This is a genomic window from Nitrososphaera viennensis EN76 (assembly GCF_000698785.1).
GTDB lineage: Archaea > Thermoproteota > Nitrososphaeria > Nitrososphaerales > Nitrososphaeraceae > Nitrososphaera > Nitrososphaera viennensis.
In genome coordinates, this window is record NZ_CP007536.1 from 2,068,072 (window position 1) to 2,086,370 (window position 18,299).

Below are 18,299 nucleotides of genomic sequence, written 5' to 3' on the forward strand. Positions count from 1 at the left end.
ATGATGGGCAATGATGCTGTTGTTGGTGATGATAATAGCCGCGTGAAAATCCTTGGGATGGCTGGCAGCCTCAGAAAGGGCTCGTACAACCGCGCCGCGCTCCGGGCGCGCAAAAGCTTGTTCCTGACAACGCGCAACTAGAGATTTTCGAGCTTGACGGCATACCGCCCTTCAACCAGGACATTGAAATGCAGCGGCCAAAGGCAGTGTCGGAGCTGAAAAGCAAGGTGCGCTCGGCTGACGCCATACTTTTGTTACGCCCGAGTACAACTACTCTGTCTCTGGAGTCCTAAAAACGCTATTGACTGGGGGTCCAGGCCGTACGGCAACAGCGCGTGGGAAGGCAAGCCTGCGGCGATAATGGGCGCTCTGTGGGGATGCTCGGCACGGCGCGTGCGCAGTACCACCTGCGGCAGATGTTCGTCTTTCTCAACATGCATACTCTCGACAGGCCGGAGGTAATGATCGCAAATGCTGCCGACAAGTTTGACGCGCAGGGGAACCTGGTCGACGGAGAGACGCTGAAAAGGATAAGGGAGCTCTTGGCGGCCCTTGCGAGCTTGACCATCCGGCTCAAACAGATGCAGACAAAGCTGGCAGCGGCATGATAATAAAAAAAGACAAAAAGTCTTGAAAAAACTTGTACTGCAAACTTGCAGCATCATCTTCCGTATTGCGTAATTATCTGCTCTGCGTCTCGTACGCCATATGAGCAGCAACAAGGAAGCTGAAAGGGAAGAAATGAAGGAAGAAAACGACGAGCTGCAGGACGCCGAGCAGTTCGACCTCGATGAAGAGGAAGAAGAGGAAGAAGAAGGCGAAATGTAAAAGGTACTCTGCCGCACAGGGCAGGCAGTAACTTGCACATACGCGCGTGCACACACGCATAGCCGTATACGCACGCGCGTCGTCAATCGTTCATTCAATATTATTTCTATCGTGGGTTGTTTTGCGCAGTATGATTTTTTGCTGGTCGGTCTATGACAGGCTTGCTTGGGCCTTTTGCCGTGCAGTTATTATCCATCCATATATGCATCCCGTCTATGCTAGGTCCGCAAATCTCTGACCCAGATGTGTTCTATTCGATAGGCGGGGATCAATTCTCGCCGTACAATAGAGTTGGCCTCTTCATCCTTGTAGAACGTAATTGTTACAAACTCTGACACAACCTGGATGTTGACAGTCTCGCAAACCTGCGGGTCCTTTGCAGCATCAAATTCTTCAACAGCAATTGTATCTGGTTTGTCGCGCACTGTATGCGAATACAGCACAACCACGTCCTCTACTTCTTGGCCGTGGAATTTTATCGTCTTCTTCTTCTTCTTATTGTTCTTGTTTGGCATACCCGGACTCGTCGGTTAAAGAGGCATGCGCGGCTGATACTTTTTCCATCTCTTCCCTGTTGGCCGGATCGACCATCAATTCGCCTTTTTCTTTTTTTCTTCTTGATTTGCCGCTGCTGACGATGCGGAGCGTCATTGAAGCGATTTTTGACGGCTCTCTGACCCTGTCCGAAGGCACATCCGCACCTTTTCTGATTCCCTTGGCCCAGACTGCGACATCCGGCGTATCCAATATGTCCATTATGCCATCATCTTTGCCTGCCATGCCAAGTTATCTATCTCTAGCAAGATATTAAACACCTTCTCGTCTGGTCCGAGGGCCATTAAAGGCGAAGACCGGTATTATATCACCGCCCGGCCTTTGCTCTGATTTTAGATCGCCTTTCAGTTTAGCTAATTCCCTCACGCTGGACATCTGAATATCGCCGCTCCTTGTTATCAACTTGGAAAGCGTTGGCCTGGCATCTTTTCCAAGTCGGATAGCTTCTTTGCCTCTTCGCAGGAAAGACATGGTCGCGCCGTTATCCAACAGTGCGCGGCCAGGCTCTATTAACTTATCGTTTGCTCAATGATATATGAGACAGATGCCTAGCCGACGGCAAATTAACAGAGCCGAGGCGAGCAAGGTTCAAAATATTGGAGACAGTCTCTTGAAGGGCGGGGTTCTCGAGATGTGGATAAACCAGAGCATGACAACTAATCCTCCGTGTGGGGTATTAGGACAAATCAGAAGCATTGGATTGCAGCAGAACTAAAAAAATAGAAATGAGCACAAATATGCTCATTTCATTTTAAGCAAGTCTTTTAGCATCTTTGCATGCTTCTCCTCGTCAGCCTTGATCTGCTTGAAAACCCGCACGCATTCCTGGTTTCCTTCTTTATCGGCATCTTTTATGTACCCATCAACATGCCAGAGGAACTCCATCTTCTTCTCCAGTTGCTTGGCAATATTGTACTGGCAGTCAGTCAGGATTTGCTCAGACTTTTGCATTTGCCGAGAAATCACCTAGTTAAGATAGAACGTCGTCACTATTAAGAACAGCGATCGAAAGTTCTGGCAACTTACTTATTGTCGGCTGTCAAGTTGCTCGGCCAATTTATTATCTGACGAAGAATCACCAATGTACCTTTCAGGGCTGTCCAGACGGCACTTCAATGCTGAGCCTGTGCGCGTCAGGTTCGCCGCTACTAAGCTGCCGCTCGCTTGCGTCTGAAAACGCGTAATACGCGACAAACACTGAAAACAGGAACGCAATGACTGCCGGTATGACTACCAGGAACAGTATGGCAGACATGACAACATAGTAATGCCGCGCGTACAATAAAAGTTCACCTCGATGCGCACATGCATTTATAACCATCCTGACACGCATTTTCCCCCAAATGTCCAGTAATTCCATCTTCTTCTCGCCAAAGTCGATAGCAGTCATTGGAGCTTCAGAAAAGCCGGGCGTAGGCAAGACGATATTTACAAACATTGCCAAGCACTTCAAGGGCAAGATCTACCCTGTCACCCCGTCAAACCCGACGGTGGGCGGCCTGACGGCGTACAAGAGCGTGCTGGACATTCCTGAAAGCGTGGACCTTGCAGTGGTGGCCGCGCCAAGCAGGTTCACTCCCGCGGTGATGGAAGAGGTGGGCAAGAAGGGGATAAAGGGCGCAATAATTGTTTCAGCAGGTTTCAAGGAAGTTGACGACGAAGGCGCCCGACTCGAAAGGGAGGTGGGCGAGATTTCCAAAAAGTACGGCATCAGGGTGATCGGCCCCAACTGCCTTGGCATCATGAGCCTGTCGAAGGACAACATGATGAATTCCACGTTCTTGAAGATAACGCCCAGCTACGGCGGGATAGCGCTCGTCTCGCAGAGCGGGGCCATCTGCGCGGCGACCGTGGAGGACGCAGGCGCGCAGAACATCGGCTTTTCCAAGGTGATAAGCATGGGCAACAAGGTGGACATGGACGAAAGCGACGTGCTGGAGCTGCTCGCGGAAGACGAGGACACCAAGGTGGTGGTGATGTACCTCGAGGACATACGCAACGCAAGGCGCTTTATGGACATTGCAAAGCGCATAACGACAGAAAAGAGAAAGCCGGTGATCGTGCTAAAGTCTGGCAGGACCGCGGAAGGCGCAAAAGCGGCCGCGTCGCACACCGGCGCGCTTGGCGGCTCTGACGCAAACTATGAAGCCGCGTTTGCGCAGTGCGGCGTAATTCGAGTAGACACGATGGGCGAGCTGTTCGACCTTGCCACCGCGTTTTCCAAGCAGCCGCTGCCAGAAGGAGGCGTGGTCATTGTATCCAACGCCGGCGGCCCGGCAATCATATCCACCGACGCCTGCTCAAAGTACGGCCTGAAGATGGCCGACATCTCTTCTATTCGCGACGACATTGCCAAGGTCATACCGGCGTACGGCTCGCCGAGGAACCCCGTCGACATTGTGGGCGACGCGGACTATAACAGGTTTGAAAAAGTGCTCAACCTCGTCCTTGCGCACCCCAGCGTGGGCTCTGTCGTGACGATGTGCACGCCATCGGCGACCCTGAACTACGACGACCTTGCGAGGGTGCTGGTCAAGATGTCAAGGCAGTTCCCGAACAAGACGATGCTTGCGTCGCTCATGGGGCTTGCAGAGGGCGTGGAAAACAGGGCGATAATGTCTGAAGGCGGCGTCCCGTACTACCTGTACGCCGAGCCGGCGATAAGGACGCTCAAGGCCGTCTATGATTTCAAGAGCTGGGTCGACAGCGCCAGGGCCAAGGCCGGCACGCTCTCGTTTGCCAAGGACACCGCCAAGGTCAAGGAGATATTTGCAAGCGTAAAGAAGCAGGGCCGAAACAACCTGCTTGAAGAGGAAGGCTATGAAGTCCTCCGGGCGTACGGGTTCCCGACGCCAAAGAGCATCCTCGGCGCGACAGAGGACGAGTGCGTAAGGGCCGCAAAAGAGATTGGCTATCCCGTGGTCATGAAGATAGCCTCGCCTGACATCATCCACAAGTCAGACGCCGGCGGAGTCAAGGTCGGGGTAAAGAGCGACGACGAGCTGCGCGCCGCATTCAGGGCAATAATCGAAAATGCCAAGAAGTACAAGTCTGATGCGAAGATAAAGGGCGTCCTCGTGCAGGAGATGGTCAAGTCTGCAAAAGAAACCATACTTGGCGCAAGCCAGGACCCGACGTTTGGGCCGGTCATAATGTTCGGCCTTGGCGGCATCTATGTTGAAGTATTGAAGGACGTGGTGTTCCGCGTCGCGCCCATCGACGAGCGCGAAGCCGCCAGGATGGTCGAGTCTATAAAGACGATAAAACTGCTAAAGGGGGTCAGGGGAGAAAGGCCGTCCGACCTGAAGGCCATTTCCGACTCGCTCCAGAGGCTGTCGCAGCTTGTCACCGACTTTCCGGAAATAAAGGAGTTTGACATCAACCCGCTCCTCGTGCTTGAAGAAGGCAAGGGCGCAAGGGTGGTCGACGCCAGGATAATACTGAAATAATGCAAGTCAAGTCAAGGCAAGCAGGTCGCAGGCCGTCGTCACAATTGCACGTTGGACCAGAACTGTTCGTAACTGTGGGAGTAAATTTCGATTACGTTGCCGAATGGATCTTCGCAGAAGCAGATCTTCCTGCCACTTGAAGGTGCAAGTTCAAGTATGCCCGTTCGTTGCCTTCCGCCGGAACTCGCAATCCTTTGCGCCAGTTTTTCAATATCTGGCTCCGTCACCGCGATATGGTAAAACCCCGTTTTCCAGTATTCAAAATTGTTCTCCCTGCGTACTCCTTTCGGTTCAATGAATTGAAATAGTTCTACGCCCACGCCATTGGCAGAACTTAGGTGGCATAACTTGAACTTCCCAATATTAGGGCCAAACACATTCTTCACGACGTTGACAAGAGCAGGATCGGTTGTAGCGGAGGATGCAGAGATTTCCACAGGTCCCAGCAGGACTGTCATGTCCATTACATCTCTGTACCATGCCACTGCGACATCCATGTCGGTGACAGAGATTGCAACATGATTAAACGCTCTGGGCAACGCGTACTGTTACCATGGCTTCAGGATATAAAAGAAATATGGCGCACATTGCAGTTTCCAGTGGAAACATACGCGCACACACACATAGAGAATTTTACAGCTTGGCGCCGCACTCTTCGCAGAATGCCGCGCCAGCCTCGTTCTGGTAGCCGCACGACGGGCACTTGCCTGCTTGCGCCGGAGCGCCAGCCGCCTTTAGGAGCACAATGTCTCCTATCTTTGAAATGCCGTCCCACTGCACTTCCTTCTTTTCTCCAGCGTTAGAAACTATTTTGACTGATATCGTCGCCCTGCCACCCTGCTTTCTCAGGCCGACCTCCTCTATCTTGCCCACGAGCATCGCCTCGCCGTCGTACGCGGACATGCCCACAAGCTGGCTTATCGAAACAAAACCCCCATCCTGCGTCGGCGAAATGACTGCGGCCGGCACCGGCGTGATCGCACTTTCTGGCGCGGGGGCTATCTCTGCCTTTGGCGCCACCTGCGGCGGCGCCTGCGCCGGCGCGCTGAACTTGCGGTACTGCGCGATGGTCGCGCTGCACGCCCTGCACTTGTACTCGCCCTTTTCCACGAGCGTCACGCCCTCGCCCAGATCCTCGTTGGGGTTGTCGTAGCTGAGGGTGGGCGCGCCCTCAAAGTCGCGCTCGCACTTGTTGCAGAAATATTTTACAAACCTGTCAGCGTCAAGCCTGCCGATGCCGGCAAGGAACAACTCCGGCCCGCCGAGGTTGGCCATCTTTTGCTCGTCGTCGCTGACCTTTGCAATAGCGTAACCTCCAGAGCCGCGCAATTTTTTCTCGGCCATGTCCTCTTCTCCTGCTGCCATCATATTCGATAGCTTTCACCGCGTCGGTTTGTTATTTAAATCGTGCACGTGCCAGTTTCCGTCCTTACAGTAGCTGTAGCGGCGGATACTCGACCACTTAAATAGTTTCCTTAGTAAACTAATGAAGAGGTGAAACAATGAAGGCACAAGAGGGCGCGGAAAAAGAAGAGGACAAGTGCTGCACAGATTCATGTTGCGAGTCAGAGCCGTGCGGATGCGGCTGCTGCTAGCAAAACCTCGCTTATTTCTTGTTTGCATCTTTATGATTAATATACCAAAAACCGCTGCAAGACGGCGTGAACGCCGTCGCGGTCCTGCTCTACCGGAACCTCGTCGCCTCGATAGACAAGGTGTTCCTGATATGGCAGGTGGTGTTTCCCATAATCTACATCTTTATCGCCGGCTACTCGTACGCGGGGCTCCTGGGCGGGCAGGGAGTCGCAATAGGGAGCGCAAGCGTCCCGTACCCCGCGTACCTTGCCGCCGGCATGATCGGCTTTAACATGATGAACTCTAGCACGGTGGCCGGCAGCATCATCTGGAACGACAAGAAGAACGGCATGTTCAAGCAGATACTGGTGATGCCTTTTGCGCGCATGGAGTACGTCCTTGGCAACATAGTGACCATAATGCTGATGGGCCTTGCAAGCGCCAGCCTGATACTCCTTGCCGGCTCGCCCACGCTCATTGGGAGCGCGCAGCCGACGCTCGTAGGCTCGCTGTACGTGCTCTACGCGCTAATCGTGGGCGCGATATTCTTTGGCTCGATTGCGATCATAATATCGACGCGGCTGAAGAGCAGCGAGGGCTTTAACGTGATCGTAAACAGCGTGTTTCTGTTCTTCTCGTTTGTCAGTTCCGCGTTCTACCCGTCAGAAGGGGTGCCTGCGGAACTTGGGGCCGCCTTTTACGCAAACCCTCTGACCTACATCGTCGACATCACCCGCGCCGGCGTCTTTAACCAGGTAACGTTCTTTACAAACGTCGAGGTGGGCGTGATATCCGCCGCGACTGCCGGCACGTTCCTGCTTGCGACGATGTCGATCCTCAGGATGAAGATCTAGCGCCATCGCCGCCGCTGTTTACCACGGTCAGGAAAACTTCTTCAAGCGTCGGCGGGTTGACAGACACCATTTCCATCTGGACGCCGTTTCTTGCAAGCGCCTCTATCGCCCTGACAAGCACGTCCTGCGCGTCCTTGGAGCTTATCCTTACCGTGTCCTTTGCAGGGACTTCGATGACCGACTGGCCGCCATCATTGGCTATCGAGCTTATGATGCTCATGGCCGACTGCGCGGTTACGTCCTTCAGTTTGATCTCGACTGCCTTTATCCCGCCGTACTTTTGCTTCAGGCCCGCCGGCGTGTCTATCGCCATCATCCTGCCCTTGTTGATTATCGCAATCTCGTCGCACAGGTATTCCACCTCTTCCATGATGTGCGTCGTGAAAAACACGGTCAGGCCGCCGTGCACGTGCCTCTTGACGTAGTCGAGGAGCAGGCGCCTTGCCGCAGGGTCGAGTCCGACCGTGGGCTCGTCCAAGAACAAGAGGTCCATGTCGTGCATGAACTCCCTTGCGACCTGCACGCGCCTCCTCTGGCCTATCGAAAGCTCGTCGTTCTTCATGCCGCGGATCTCGGACAGGTCAAACTGCTCCAAAAGCTCGCGCACCCTGTCGCGCCTCTTTTCGCCCGGCACGCCCCACATCATGCCGTACAGGTCGAGGGACTTTTCCACGGTCACGTTTCCCTCAAAGCTTGGCTCCTGAAGGACTACCCCTATTCGCTTTTTTATCTCCCTTGCGTGTTTCACGACGTCCCTGCCAAATATCTGGACGTCGCCGGAAGTGGGGTGCACAAGTGTTGTCAGCACCTTGATGGTGGTGGTCTTGCCTGCGCCGTTTGGGCCGAGGAACCCGAACACCCTGCCATAGCCGACGTCAAACGACACGCCGTCCACGGCCCTTACGCGGCCATAGTCCATGCGCAGCTGCGAAACGCTGATGCAACTATTGTTGTTGTTTTCCATCGGCTCGCGTTAATAAAAGTGGGCCGGCTAATATGATATTCTCCCTTTTTATTTCTGAATATATATTAGCAAGTTCTCCAAGATGTCTCTTGGGCTGAGGAAATTCGCTTGTCGCTAAGCTTCATTGACATGGTAAACGTGCTGCTGAAACAAAAGCCAGAGCTGACGGCAGAGGCAATCCGCGACATGGTTGACGAAAAAAAGCGCAAGGTGGGCGCCGGCTACCTGACCGACCAGGGCGCGCTGTTCCTCGTCGCGGCCGACCTTGGCATCTCTTTTGACAGCATGCCCAAGGTGCAGTCCGGGTTGAAAGACCTGTACGTCGGGGCCAAAGACGTAACAATCACGGGCCGCATCATGAACATCTACCCGCCTTACAAGTTTACCAAGAAAGAGACCAACGAGCAGTCGTCGACGCGCACGCTTGTCATCTACGACAAGGGCGCCAGGGTGAAGGTCAAGCTGTGGGACAAGCAGGTGGGCGTGCCTGACGAGATGGGCCTGCAGGCAGGCGACCTCGTGAAAATAATAAAGGGCTACGTCCGCGCCGGCCTTGACGGCAAGCCCGTCGTCAACCTTGGCAGCTACAGCGCAATTGAGGTGGCGCAGGGCGACTCGGACATCCCTCCTATAGACTCGCTTGCCATGGCGGTAGACGATGTAAAGGAAGTGCAGGACTCTGCAGTAATCACAGGCGTCGTGAACGCAAACCCAAGGATCTCTGACTTTGTGAACCAGCGTGGCGAGGCAAGCAAGTCATTGCAATTACAAATATCAAACGAGGCAAATACGCGCACGTTGCGGGCGGTTGTATGGAACGTCGACGAGTCGAGGGTGCCCAAGGTCTTCAAGACCGGCTCGAAGGTCAGGCTGGTCGGGGTCAGGATAAAGCAGGGCAACCCGCAGTTTGGAAACGGCGACTTTGAGCTGCACGGCGACGAGGGCACCATCCTTGAATTTTCCGGCTCGCAGCAGGACGTGGACGTGATGCCCCTGCGGATAATATCGGTGGGAGAAGAGACGGGCCGGGGAAGCTTTCTCTGCCTTGCAGTCGACAGGGCGGCAAGGGCGCTCACGCTGACCATAGACAACGGGGTGGCAAGCCAGAATCAACTGTCCACTGGTGCGATGATAGAGTGCGTGCCAAGCAGGATTTTCGGCAACGCAGTCACGCTTTCAAAGGAGGACTCGTACCTGCGCGTCACGGACGAGGACCCGTCGTTTCCGTCGCTTGACAAGTTTGAGGCCAAGATAAAGGACATCGTCGCTACAAGCGAGCCTGCGCCAGTCGTGCTTGAAGCCATCGTCTTGCAGGCCCCTTCCACTTCTGATGTTAATCTAAAGTCGGGCGAGACCGTGCCTGTCACTTCGACGCTTCTTGGCGACGACACGGGCCAGATCCGCCTGGTGGGCTGGCGCAACCAGAGCTCTGCGGTAAACAAGCTGGCGGTGGGCGACAGGGTCAAGCTGGTAGGCGTGACTGCCGGCGCGGGGAGGGAAGGCACCACGGAACTGACGCTGCGCCCGTATTCCTCAGTTATCCACCTGGGGTAGAAGAAACCCAGAAAGAGCGCGAGACGTATATATATTGATCTCTTGGCGCGCTCGAAAATCTTCAAGCAGGCAGACGAGCTCAAGTCGCGCATCAGGAGGCACGCCGGAAGGCGCGACGAGACTTTTCGCGTCGGAGTCGAGATCGAGATGTGCCTGCTCGACGGAAAAGACGGCAGGCCGGCAAACGCAGCCCCCGTGATAGAGCACCTGTCGCGCCGGCACCTGATAGACTATGAGTACGGCATCTGCCAGCTTGAATTCAAGACCGGCCCCGTGTCGATGGGCGAGATCGAGGGCCTGAACCTGCAGTTTGAGGAATTCATCGAGCACCTTGAAAGGGCGGTGAAAAAAGCCGGCAGGGACGTGATACCTGTATTCCTCGGCGCAAACCCGTCGCCCTTTGCCCTTGCCGACGGCCTGATAACTCCCAAGCCCCGCTACGCAAGGCTTGCGCGCTGGCAGAAAAAGCTTCCCGACATCGAGATGGACGGGCAAAAGTTCAGGGCGGTGCACGTCGCGTCGGCCATCCAGGGCTTCCACCTCCGCCTGCAGGGCAGAAACCCGCATTTCACGGCAATGATGTTCAACCACATCCTCAACCTGATACCGTCCGTGATACTGCTTGGCGCAAACAGCCGGCTCTTTGCCGGCAGGGTGTTCTCGCTCCACGAGCCGCGTCTGTTCATGTACGACCAGTCCGAGCAGCAGAACTCTGGGTTTCCCGGCATACCGCGCTACCTTGCAGGCGTGGAGGACTACATCGACTACATCATTTCAAGAAAGCCCGTCATTGCCAAGGATTATCTCGAGATGGAAAAGGAGCGGCACGACGACTGCCGCATACGGCTGAACGCCAGCTCGTACAGGGTCGAGACGAGGGTCATGTCGGTCCAGCCGACGCCCCGGACCATGATGGCCATGATAGAGCTCTTTATCGGCTACCTGCAAAAGGCGATACACGAAGAGCGCGAGCTTCGGCCGCTTGCCGCACTCAGGGAGGAGCGCCAGTCGGTGGTGAGGTCGGGCTTTGGCGCCAAGACGCACTTTGACGTCGCCCAGACTGCCAGGCACCAGATAGAACTTGCGAAAAAGGGGCTTGCAGACCTTGGGATAAAACCCGCGTTTCTCAACATCCTTGAGAGCAGGATTGAAAACAGGACCACCGCCGGCGAGTACGTGGCACATTTGTGGCAGACAAAGTTTAATGGTTCCATTGAAAAGACGCTTGCAGAAGTGATTGCAGACGTGTGGGAAAAGACGCGGAACAACAGGCCGATATTCTGACCCAGTATGTGTGCTGGCTAACTTCTCCACTCACTTTTTGTCGTCCTCCTTCTTGTCCTCAGTCTTCACATCCTTTGCAGCTTGCTCTGCCAAAGTCGAAAGTATCGAACTAGGGAACAACCCCGCAGTCTCCGCACGCCTTGGACGTATTGAAACTGGTGCCAATAGGTGTGTGATCCTGTTTGATGCCGCCTTTTCTCGCTCGTCCAGTAGCCGCTTAAGGACATCTTCAAAACTGTCCCTATTGCAACTTTCGGATGCTTGCTCTGCCATTAGCGGCAAATGTTTCATTTCTTCTATCATTCAGGGTCTCAACATTCCTGCTGCCGGCACGCATGTAATGATCATAGGTTCGTACGTTTTGGATCAAGGTCATTTTGACTGGGCGGAAATCCATCCAGTCACATCGATAACCCCTACGAACTGACTGTACCACTTTCTAGCACACTGTCATTCTTTTCAGAGAAGGTTTTAGTACGAGCGTCATCTTTAGACCGCTCGGAAAAATGAGGGAATCTCCAGAGAGCCTCATACTGCCATTCGAAACTGAAGAGCTCTACCCGACCATCATTCTGGAACTTTGTGACAATTGCAAGTGGTCTTGTTCCTGTCTAAGCACAAAAGACACTATTGAATCATGCCCAGTGTGCAAGGCGGCCATCAGATCCCATGTCCCAATGACGTCAGAAGAGGTCAGTCGCATCGAAATCGACAGCGAGCGCGGGATGATTCTACAGTTTAGCAGGCGAGCGCTGGTGCAATGATTTTCTAGCGCTGCAGACATAATAACACTCACAAAGTGTAAATCTCTACACACGCATCAGCCATAGTCTTGAGAAATAGTTGGCCCCGCCGATTATGACCACAAATGGCTGGGTCCGGAAAAGGGGTTTACGGTGTCAAACGGGTGTTGCTTACGTCTGGCACCCGATGAAACTATCTACGATTGTGCTGACTACTACTACCACCACCATTGCCTCGCCAGGCTTGCCATCCAAGTGGGGAACAACTTTGCTTAGAACCCCTCGTTTAATGTTCTTGGCGTGTTGCCTAGCATGCAGAGGTTGCTCTCTCTCCAGACTCTCTCTGTTCTGAAGGGTTGAAGCTTCCTAATGCCATTCCTGATAAACCCACACGTAGGATCAACCAACATTTTCCTTGTGCCTTACCTTTGGGTGTGTGTGTACATGTGCGAGGGTGTGGCTGGAGCGGGGGAATTCTATTGTGCCAAGAGAGGAAATTGCGACATGTACATTAGCTCGGGATCTTCTCTTCTTGATTTCTCGTACATTTTCTTGCCAAGGTCCTTCAATGTTACTATGCCAGTCAGCCTGTTATCTACAACTATTGGCAGCCTCCGTATGTTGTATTTCGCCATTATTAGCGAGGCTTCAGAAACGTGCACTTCAGGTCCTACTGTGACAAGAGGTTGCGACATGACATCTGATGCCCGCACGTTTTTCGGATCCTTGTATTCTGCCAGTACCTTTCTAACAATGTCTCTTTCTGTAATTATCCCAATGGGCTTGGCATCGTCATCGACTATTATTATTCCTCCTCTGCCCTTTTCTTTCATCTGAATTGCAATATCTTGGATGGATTTTGAGGGGCCAGCAGTGTCCAACGGGGGGCGCGTCATTATCGATTCTACTGTTGTGAGAGCGCTCTCTTTATCCATTCTGAATCATCCTTCTCTCCCAACTATCGAGAGATTCTCAGATGTTTTCATAACTAATATACGACTGTCTCTAATAAAAGAGAATACCTTTAGTTCTTTAACCTGACTGTCATTACACAAGACACGCAAGGCAAGTTGCTTCAGGTTAGCGTTTGGGCCGACGTACACACACTGCCCGCAATCCAATAAGCACTAAAAATAGCCGTTCTTCCTTTTTTCTCTTTTCTCTTTTCTCTTTTCTCTTTACAAATTTTCCTTGTAAAACGCAAGGCGCATCTAACCCCCGCTCGAAGGATTGTACGCTCCGCAAATCGAGTTTCCTTATCAATCATGCCGGCGAGAGGGAAAGGTTGTTACACCAATCAAGCGATAGCTAAGAGAACTAAAGATGAAGCAAAGAGGAAGACCTTCTAAGGTTTGCATACTCTGAGAATATTTGCTATCAGATGATGGTACAGAGTGGCACCCACGCGACATATACATCCGCGCCTCCTTTATCCGCATATAGAGGTCCTGCTTCGGATGTCCAGTTCAGTCCAAGTCCTTCAAAAGCTATTTTTTCTTGTACTCTTCGATCAAAAACTGTATAATATCCTCAAAGGAGGCACAAACCCAACCTTAAATTAGTTCCTTAATACCTGACGCGCCAACAATACTTGATGATGCCAGCTAGCGCAAGCCGTGTCCAAAACATGTGCGGGAGCGTTTCTTTTGAACGCATTTCATGCGGGGGGGGGGTGGTTGGGGGTTTTATGCACGGCCGTGCTCATTTTATGCATTTATGCACGCTCAAAATTTGGCCTTATGCACGCGCCTTGTATACGGCACATAAAACATGCGCAATATTCTAATCATTCCAAAAGCCGCGGGTGATCACGTACTGCTTTTCTGCCTCGTATATGCTGCGGTACACCTGGTCGTCGTCGATGTAGTTGCGCAGTATCCTTGCTGCCGTGTCGGCGCCGACGCCGTGGCCCGCAAGGACGACCAGCGCCTTCCTCCCAAAGTTGTTGACAAGCGACGCCACCTTCCACGCACGCTCAAACCGGTGGTTCTCCTCCTCTGACAGCTTGCCGCCTGCAAGCCTGCGCTGGATTATCTTTGACATGTCATAGTCCGACCAGAAAGTGGCAGTCACCAGCTTTGACCTGCACGACGGGCACGCTATTTCCTCCGGCGCCTTCCTTGTCTCCATCACGCGCTCCCATTTCCCGCACCGGATGCAGACGAGCCTGTGCTTTGTCTTTTCCAGCCTTTCCTTCACGAGCTCTATCGCCCCCTTTTCGATGCTCTGGGGAGCCGCGGCAGATTTTGCAGAGTGCTCCATTATCGGCCTTGCAAGGTCCGAGAATTTCGTGACTTCAAGCCAGTGCATCTTTATTGAGCCCTCCTTGATGTCTGCAAGGACTTTTCTTGTCTGCTCGATGTCGTACTTGTCGTGGATGAGCTCCCTTATCGACTCGGAGCTGACAGGCGTCTTTGAATAGCGGTCATAGATCATGCGCGCCGCCTTTTTGTCATAGACTGCCTCCCTTGCAATCATCCCAAACCTCTTGGCGACCATCCACACCTTCCAGTTTATCTGGTGCGTGCCGGCAAGCGACGCGATTATGACCGGCTCCAGGTCGTAGACGTCGTTTAGCGCAGCTTCAATCCTGCCCTTTGCCATCCTTGCGCTTGACGTGAGCATGATGCGGTATGCGTCAGAGCGCGACTCTACCACGTAGCCCAGCTGCGACGAAAGTATCGTGGAAAGCAGGGACGCAAGGGTGTTGTTCACCTTCGACCCAAAGGCCGAGTGCATCACGAGCATGTTCCTTGCAGTGAAACTTTCGACCACGACGTTTTTTGCGTCCGGGATGACGCCAAGCTGCTGCCTGGCATTTTCTATGAGGTCGGTCGACAGTTTTACGACTCCTTTTGCCGCCCTGTTGCGGATGCCGCCGACCTCCTCTGCCGTCCTTGCGTCGACCGGTATCATCTCGCCGACCCAGTACGGTATGTTTATCGCCGCGCCGTGCAACGGCTCGACGTTGACGACCATCCTGCCCTCGTCCACCGAAAGCACGCGCCACTGCGAGCCCTTTAGCACAAAGACGTTGCCGCGCTCGCCATAGTCTCCTACAAACTGCTGGTCTAGAGTCCCTATCCTGCGCTTGCTTATCGTGTCGATGACCTCGAACTTTAAGACGTGGGGTATCATCGAGAGGTTCTCAAAGTAGTACTTGTACGCCTTGACTTTTCGCGTGTACGTGCGGTTTTCCCTGTCGAATTTTATCACGTTGTGGCCGGCAAGGATGTCAAGGCAGCTTTCAAGGTCAAAGAGGCTGACGTTCCGGAACGGGTGCGCCCGGGTCACAAGCTCGTACGCGTCTTCCACCTTGACGGGGTCGCGCTTCTGCATCGCAAGGCCGACTAGGTGGTGCGCCATCGCGTCAAGCGCGCCCTCGTGCATCTTTTGCTCCTCCATCGAGCCCTGCTTCATGCGGTTGATTATTGCAAGCGCCTCTATCTCGTCGTCGGCGTTGTTCGTGACTATCAGACCCTTGGCAAAGGTGCGCTGCTTGTGCCTGCTGCGCCCTATCCTCTGCATCAGTTTTGAAACCTGCCTTGGCGAGCCGTAGTGTATCACAAGGTCGACAGAGCCTATGTCAAGGCCAAGCTCCAGAGAGCTCGTGCACACCACTATCCCTGCCTCGCCTGCGCGCAGCGTATGCTCTGTTTCTTCGCGCATCTCCTTTGACAGCGAGCCGTGGTGGATGTCCACCTTGACATCAGACTGGTTTTTCAGCATCGTGCCCAGGTACTCTGCCTCGTCGCGGGTGTTTGTAAACAGAAGGACAGAGCCTTCCACCCTGCTTTCCTTCACGTACTGGACCACGAAATGGGCGACGTTGTTGAGCGAGCCCTTTACATATTTCACGTCAATGTCATAGCCCCTTGCCGAGCCGTCCACCAGCACCGCGTGTTTCCTGCCTGCGCCTGACACAAACTGCGCGGCCTCCTTCAGGTTTCCTACGGTGGCAGAAAGCCCTATCCTCGAAACCTGCCTCTGCGACACGGCCTGCAGCCGCTCCAAAGATATTGACAGGTGCGACCCGCGCTCGGAAGGCACGAGCTCGTGCACCTCGTCGATGATGACGTATTCAAGCCCCTTAAGGGCGGCAAGCATCTTGTCGCTTGTCAGGACCACTGCAAGCGACTCGGGCGTGGTTATCAGGACGTCGGGCGGGTTGTCCACTATTTTCTTTTTTGCCGCCGCCGTGGTGTCGCCGTGCCGTATCTCCACCCGCAGGCCGTCTGACTCTGCGTATTTCACGATCCTGCGGAGCACGTCGTTGTTGAGGGCGCGCAGCGGCGTTATGTACATCGCCCTGATTGTGCCCTTCTCGCCCTTTGCGTGCGACAGCATCGAAAACACGGGCATAACCGCCGCCTCGGTCTTGCCTGAGCCGGTGGGCGCAACCAGCAGGCAGTTTATCTTTCTGGAAATGACTGGGAGCGCCTTTTTCTGGATCGCGGTTAGCTCTGTAAAGCCTTCCCTGGAAAACTTGGCGTGGATTACCTGGTCAAGAGCTGCTACTGCTACTACGCTTGTCGTCGGCATCTGCAGCTGCGCGCTGCTGCTGTTGCTGCTTGGACTTGCTGCTTGATTTTTCATAAACCATGACTGCGAAAAGCCCGACCACAAATAGCCCTATGGCGACGCCGACGTAGGGATCGAAATTTGCAATCGCTTCGCCCACCATCCCTATCAACTTTGACGTGCATCAATAAATACATTCGTTTTGTCCGGAAAAAAGGGAAAAGAAGGAAGGAGGCCCGTCCGGGGACCCGGACAGGGCTTTTTTATGCAAGCGCCTGCTCTGCCTGTTCGATCTTGTCGAGTATGGTGGCGACGTGGGCGTTGAGCTGGTCAGCCGGGACCTTGTCGCGTATCAATTCCCTCAGCTGGACCCTCATCAACTGCTCGATCTCTTCCATGAGCTCTCTCTGGCCTGCGTCAGCGAGCGGGCCCTCGACGTGCTCAAAGTTGTCCAGGTACGCCTCTACCGCAAGGCTGTCTGCCTTGGCATAGTTGCCTGCCGCGTATTCTTGCTTGAGCTCGCCCATCAAGGCCTCGATCTTGGCGATAAACTCTGCAGAGGTCGGCTCGTGGTGCCCTGCCTGCGCCTTGATGCCTGCGCCTTCCTGGATCTCGTGGATGGCTCCCTGCACGAGGGTGTTGATTGCCGCCGGCTCTTGCGCGTTTCTCATGCCTGCCTTGAGGTCTGCAAAGATCTCCTTTGCTTCCTGCGCCTCGTGCGCCGGAATCTGGGCCTGGAATGTCCTGAACAGGACGTTTGCCCTGGCCGCAAATGCCTCTGCGTCCTGGTACTCTACCATCTGGGCAATCTTGCCGCCCTGGATGGCCTCTGCATACTCTTCCTGCACGGTGGACAGGAGCGAGTTGGCCACCGCCGCCCTGAACTTAAAGTCTGCCCATGTTTCTTTAGTGACGACGTCTGACGTTGCCATGTTGAGCAGCCTTGTTACCTTGACCACCTGCATCCTCGTCTCGTCCGCAGACATGCTCTTGATCTTGGCCGCAAAGTCTGTCAGGGCTGTTTCCAAGCTGCCGTCAAGGGCCTGGTTGTGCTCGCTGACCTCCGTCTTTAGCAGCGCATAGTGCTCTGCTATCGGGTGGCCTGCGTGCGCGGCCGCAAGCTCGTAATTGTTGTTCACGACGTTCTTGATCGCCTGGGACATGTGGCCCTTTATCATCTCGACGTTGGCCGCAAAACTGGCCTTCTCAGAGTCGACGGCCGTGCCGCCAAGCTCGAACGCCTCCTCGAACCCGTGGTTGATGCCGCCTACTACGGTCTCTACCTGCTCAGGGTCCGCCTTTGCCGCCGTCAGCTCGTTCAGGTTGCCAAAGAACTCCTCGACTTCCTCCGCCTCGTGCGCCGGCATGCTTGCCTTGATGCCGCCAAAGATCACCTCCGCCCTGTGGATGAAGGCGTTTGCGTCCTGGTATTCTATCATCAGAGTGATGGTGCCGTTTGACACGCCTTCCTTGTATTCCTCTACAGAAGTGTTAAGCAGGCTCATCGCAACCTGAGCCCACAGGGCCGTGTTGTTGCTGCTGCTTTCCTGGCCGACCACCTTGGTCACTGCGCTGTCCAGGCTGGTGTTGATGTCTGCCACCTTGGCCTCGACGTCCGTTGCAGTCATGTTCTCTATCTGCCCAAAGAGCGCGTTCAGGTCGCCTTCAAGCTTGGTGTTGAGGGCCGCATCGTCTCCCTGTATGTCTGCCCTGACGAGGGTATAGACCTCTTCCACCGGGTGGCCCGCGTGGGCCGTTGCCAGAGTGTTGTTGCCTGCTTTCTTGTTCTCTATGGCCTTTTCAAGATGGCCGCGGATATACTCGATGTTGGTAATGAAATCCACCGGATCGTCTGTATGGGCAAATGCTCTTGTCGTCGTCATAGCCGGTCCTGCGACGGTAGCTATTGAACCTGCAAGCATTGCCAGAAGAACCAGTGGCACAACCTTTCCTACCTTTACGTATGCCATGC

General features: G+C 54.2%; 16 protein-coding genes and 1 pseudogene. 5 read left to right on the forward strand and 12 right to left on the reverse strand.

The annotated features are described in order from the left end of the window. Window positions 1–3 precede the first annotated feature (3 nt). Window positions 4–608, forward strand: a pseudogene (locus NVIE_RS16340) (NADPH-dependent FMN reductase). A gap of 438 nt (window positions 609–1,046) precedes the next feature. Here the strand turns inward: NVIE_RS16340 and NVIE_RS11790 are convergent. The 4 genes from NVIE_RS11790 to NVIE_RS11810 all read right to left on the reverse strand — a co-directional run bounded on the left by NVIE_RS11790 (window position 1,047) and on the right by NVIE_RS11810 (window position 2,665). After that, a complete protein-coding gene (locus NVIE_RS11790) occupies window positions 1,047–1,343 on the reverse strand; it encodes a hypothetical protein (protein WP_075055430.1) in 297 nt (98 codons plus the stop codon). Then, entirely contained in the window at window positions 1,324–1,608 is a 285-nt protein-coding gene (locus NVIE_RS11795; RefSeq protein WP_075055431.1) for a hypothetical protein, read from the reverse strand. The genes NVIE_RS11790 and NVIE_RS11795 overlap by 20 nt, the downstream gene beginning before the upstream one ends. Window positions 1,609–2,124: 516 nt before the next feature. Beyond that, window positions 2,125–2,334, reverse strand: coding sequence for a ferritin family protein (locus NVIE_RS11805; RefSeq protein WP_075055433.1), 210 nt, complete (start codon window positions 2,332–2,334; stop codon window positions 2,125–2,127). Window positions 2,335–2,473: 139 nt separating this feature from the next. After that, window positions 2,474–2,665 (reverse strand): hypothetical protein, encoded by a 192-nt coding sequence (locus tag NVIE_RS11810; protein WP_075055434.1) that lies wholly within the window; start codon window positions 2,663–2,665, stop codon window positions 2,474–2,476. 61 nt (window positions 2,666–2,726) lie between these two features. Here NVIE_RS11810 and NVIE_RS16240 point away from each other — a divergent pair, with 61 nt between their 5' ends. Beyond that, complete coding sequence (locus NVIE_RS16240; protein ID WP_075055435.1) at window positions 2,727–4,832, forward strand: 4-hydroxybutyrate--CoA ligase; 2,106 nt, start codon at window positions 2,727–2,729, stop codon at window positions 4,830–4,832. A 38-nt stretch (window positions 4,833–4,870) separates the two neighbouring features. Here the strand turns inward: NVIE_RS16240 and NVIE_RS11820 are convergent, their stop codons facing one another. Both NVIE_RS11820 and NVIE_RS11825 read right to left on the reverse strand, forming a co-directional pair. Next, window positions 4,871–5,371, reverse strand: a complete 501-nt coding sequence (locus tag NVIE_RS11820; RefSeq protein ID WP_075055436.1) for a VOC family protein — start codon at window positions 5,369–5,371, stop codon at window positions 4,871–4,873. 94 nt (window positions 5,372–5,465) lie between these two features. After that, window positions 5,466–6,200 carry a zinc-ribbon domain-containing protein gene (locus tag NVIE_RS11825; protein WP_084790806.1) on the reverse strand — a complete coding sequence of 245 codons (735 nt, stop codon included), beginning with the start codon at window positions 6,198–6,200 and terminating at the stop codon, window positions 5,466–5,468. Window positions 6,201–6,493: 293 nt separating this feature from the next. Here NVIE_RS11825 and NVIE_RS11830 point away from each other — a divergent pair, with 293 nt between their 5' ends. Beyond that, window positions 6,494–7,261, forward strand: coding sequence for an ABC transporter permease (locus NVIE_RS11830; protein WP_075055437.1), 768 nt, complete (start codon window positions 6,494–6,496; stop codon window positions 7,259–7,261). Here the strand turns inward: NVIE_RS11830 and NVIE_RS11835 are convergent. Further along, complete coding sequence (locus NVIE_RS11835) at window positions 7,245–8,225, reverse strand: ABC transporter ATP-binding protein (RefSeq protein ID WP_075055438.1); 981 nt, start codon at window positions 8,223–8,225, stop codon at window positions 7,245–7,247. The two genes, NVIE_RS11830 and NVIE_RS11835, sit on opposite strands and share 17 nt — an antisense overlap. A 108-nt stretch (window positions 8,226–8,333) precedes the next feature. Here NVIE_RS11835 and NVIE_RS11840 point away from each other — a divergent pair, with 108 nt between their 5' ends. Together NVIE_RS11840 and NVIE_RS11845 are read left to right on the forward strand one after the other, a co-directional pair. Further along, complete coding sequence (locus NVIE_RS11840; protein WP_075055439.1) at window positions 8,334–9,779, forward strand: hypothetical protein; 1,446 nt, start codon at window positions 8,334–8,336, stop codon at window positions 9,777–9,779. A gap of 42 nt (window positions 9,780–9,821) precedes the next feature. After that, complete coding sequence (locus NVIE_RS11845; protein ID WP_075055440.1) at window positions 9,822–11,063, forward strand: carboxylate-amine ligase; 1,242 nt, start codon at window positions 9,822–9,824, stop codon at window positions 11,061–11,063. 30 nt (window positions 11,064–11,093) lie between these two features. Here NVIE_RS11845 and NVIE_RS11850 read toward each other — a convergent pair whose 3' ends face one another. The 5 genes from NVIE_RS11850 to NVIE_RS11865 all read right to left on the reverse strand — a co-directional run bounded on the left by NVIE_RS11850 (window position 11,094) and on the right by NVIE_RS11865 (window position 18,297). Beyond that, entirely contained in the window at window positions 11,094–11,366 is a 273-nt protein-coding gene (locus NVIE_RS11850; RefSeq protein WP_075055441.1) for a hypothetical protein, read from the reverse strand. Window positions 11,367–12,282: 916 nt separating this feature from the next. After that, window positions 12,283–12,741 (reverse strand): CBS domain-containing protein, encoded by a 459-nt coding sequence (locus NVIE_RS11855; RefSeq protein ID WP_075055442.1) that lies wholly within the window; start codon window positions 12,739–12,741, stop codon window positions 12,283–12,285. A gap of 847 nt (window positions 12,742–13,588) precedes the next feature. Beyond that, window positions 13,589–16,348: a DEAD/DEAH box helicase gene (locus NVIE_RS11860; RefSeq protein WP_075056182.1), complete on the reverse strand. Its 2,760-nt coding sequence runs from the start codon at window positions 16,346–16,348 to the stop codon at window positions 13,589–13,591. Continuing rightward, complete coding sequence (locus NVIE_RS15965; RefSeq protein ID WP_227717366.1) at window positions 16,311–16,490, reverse strand: hypothetical protein; 180 nt, start codon at window positions 16,488–16,490, stop codon at window positions 16,311–16,313. The genes NVIE_RS11860 and NVIE_RS15965 overlap by 38 nt, the downstream gene beginning before the upstream one ends. 100 nt (window positions 16,491–16,590) lie before the next feature. Next, a complete protein-coding gene (locus tag NVIE_RS11865) occupies window positions 16,591–18,297 on the reverse strand; it encodes a hypothetical protein (protein ID WP_075055443.1) in 1,707 nt (568 codons plus the stop codon). Window positions 18,298–18,299: the final 2 nt, after the last annotated feature.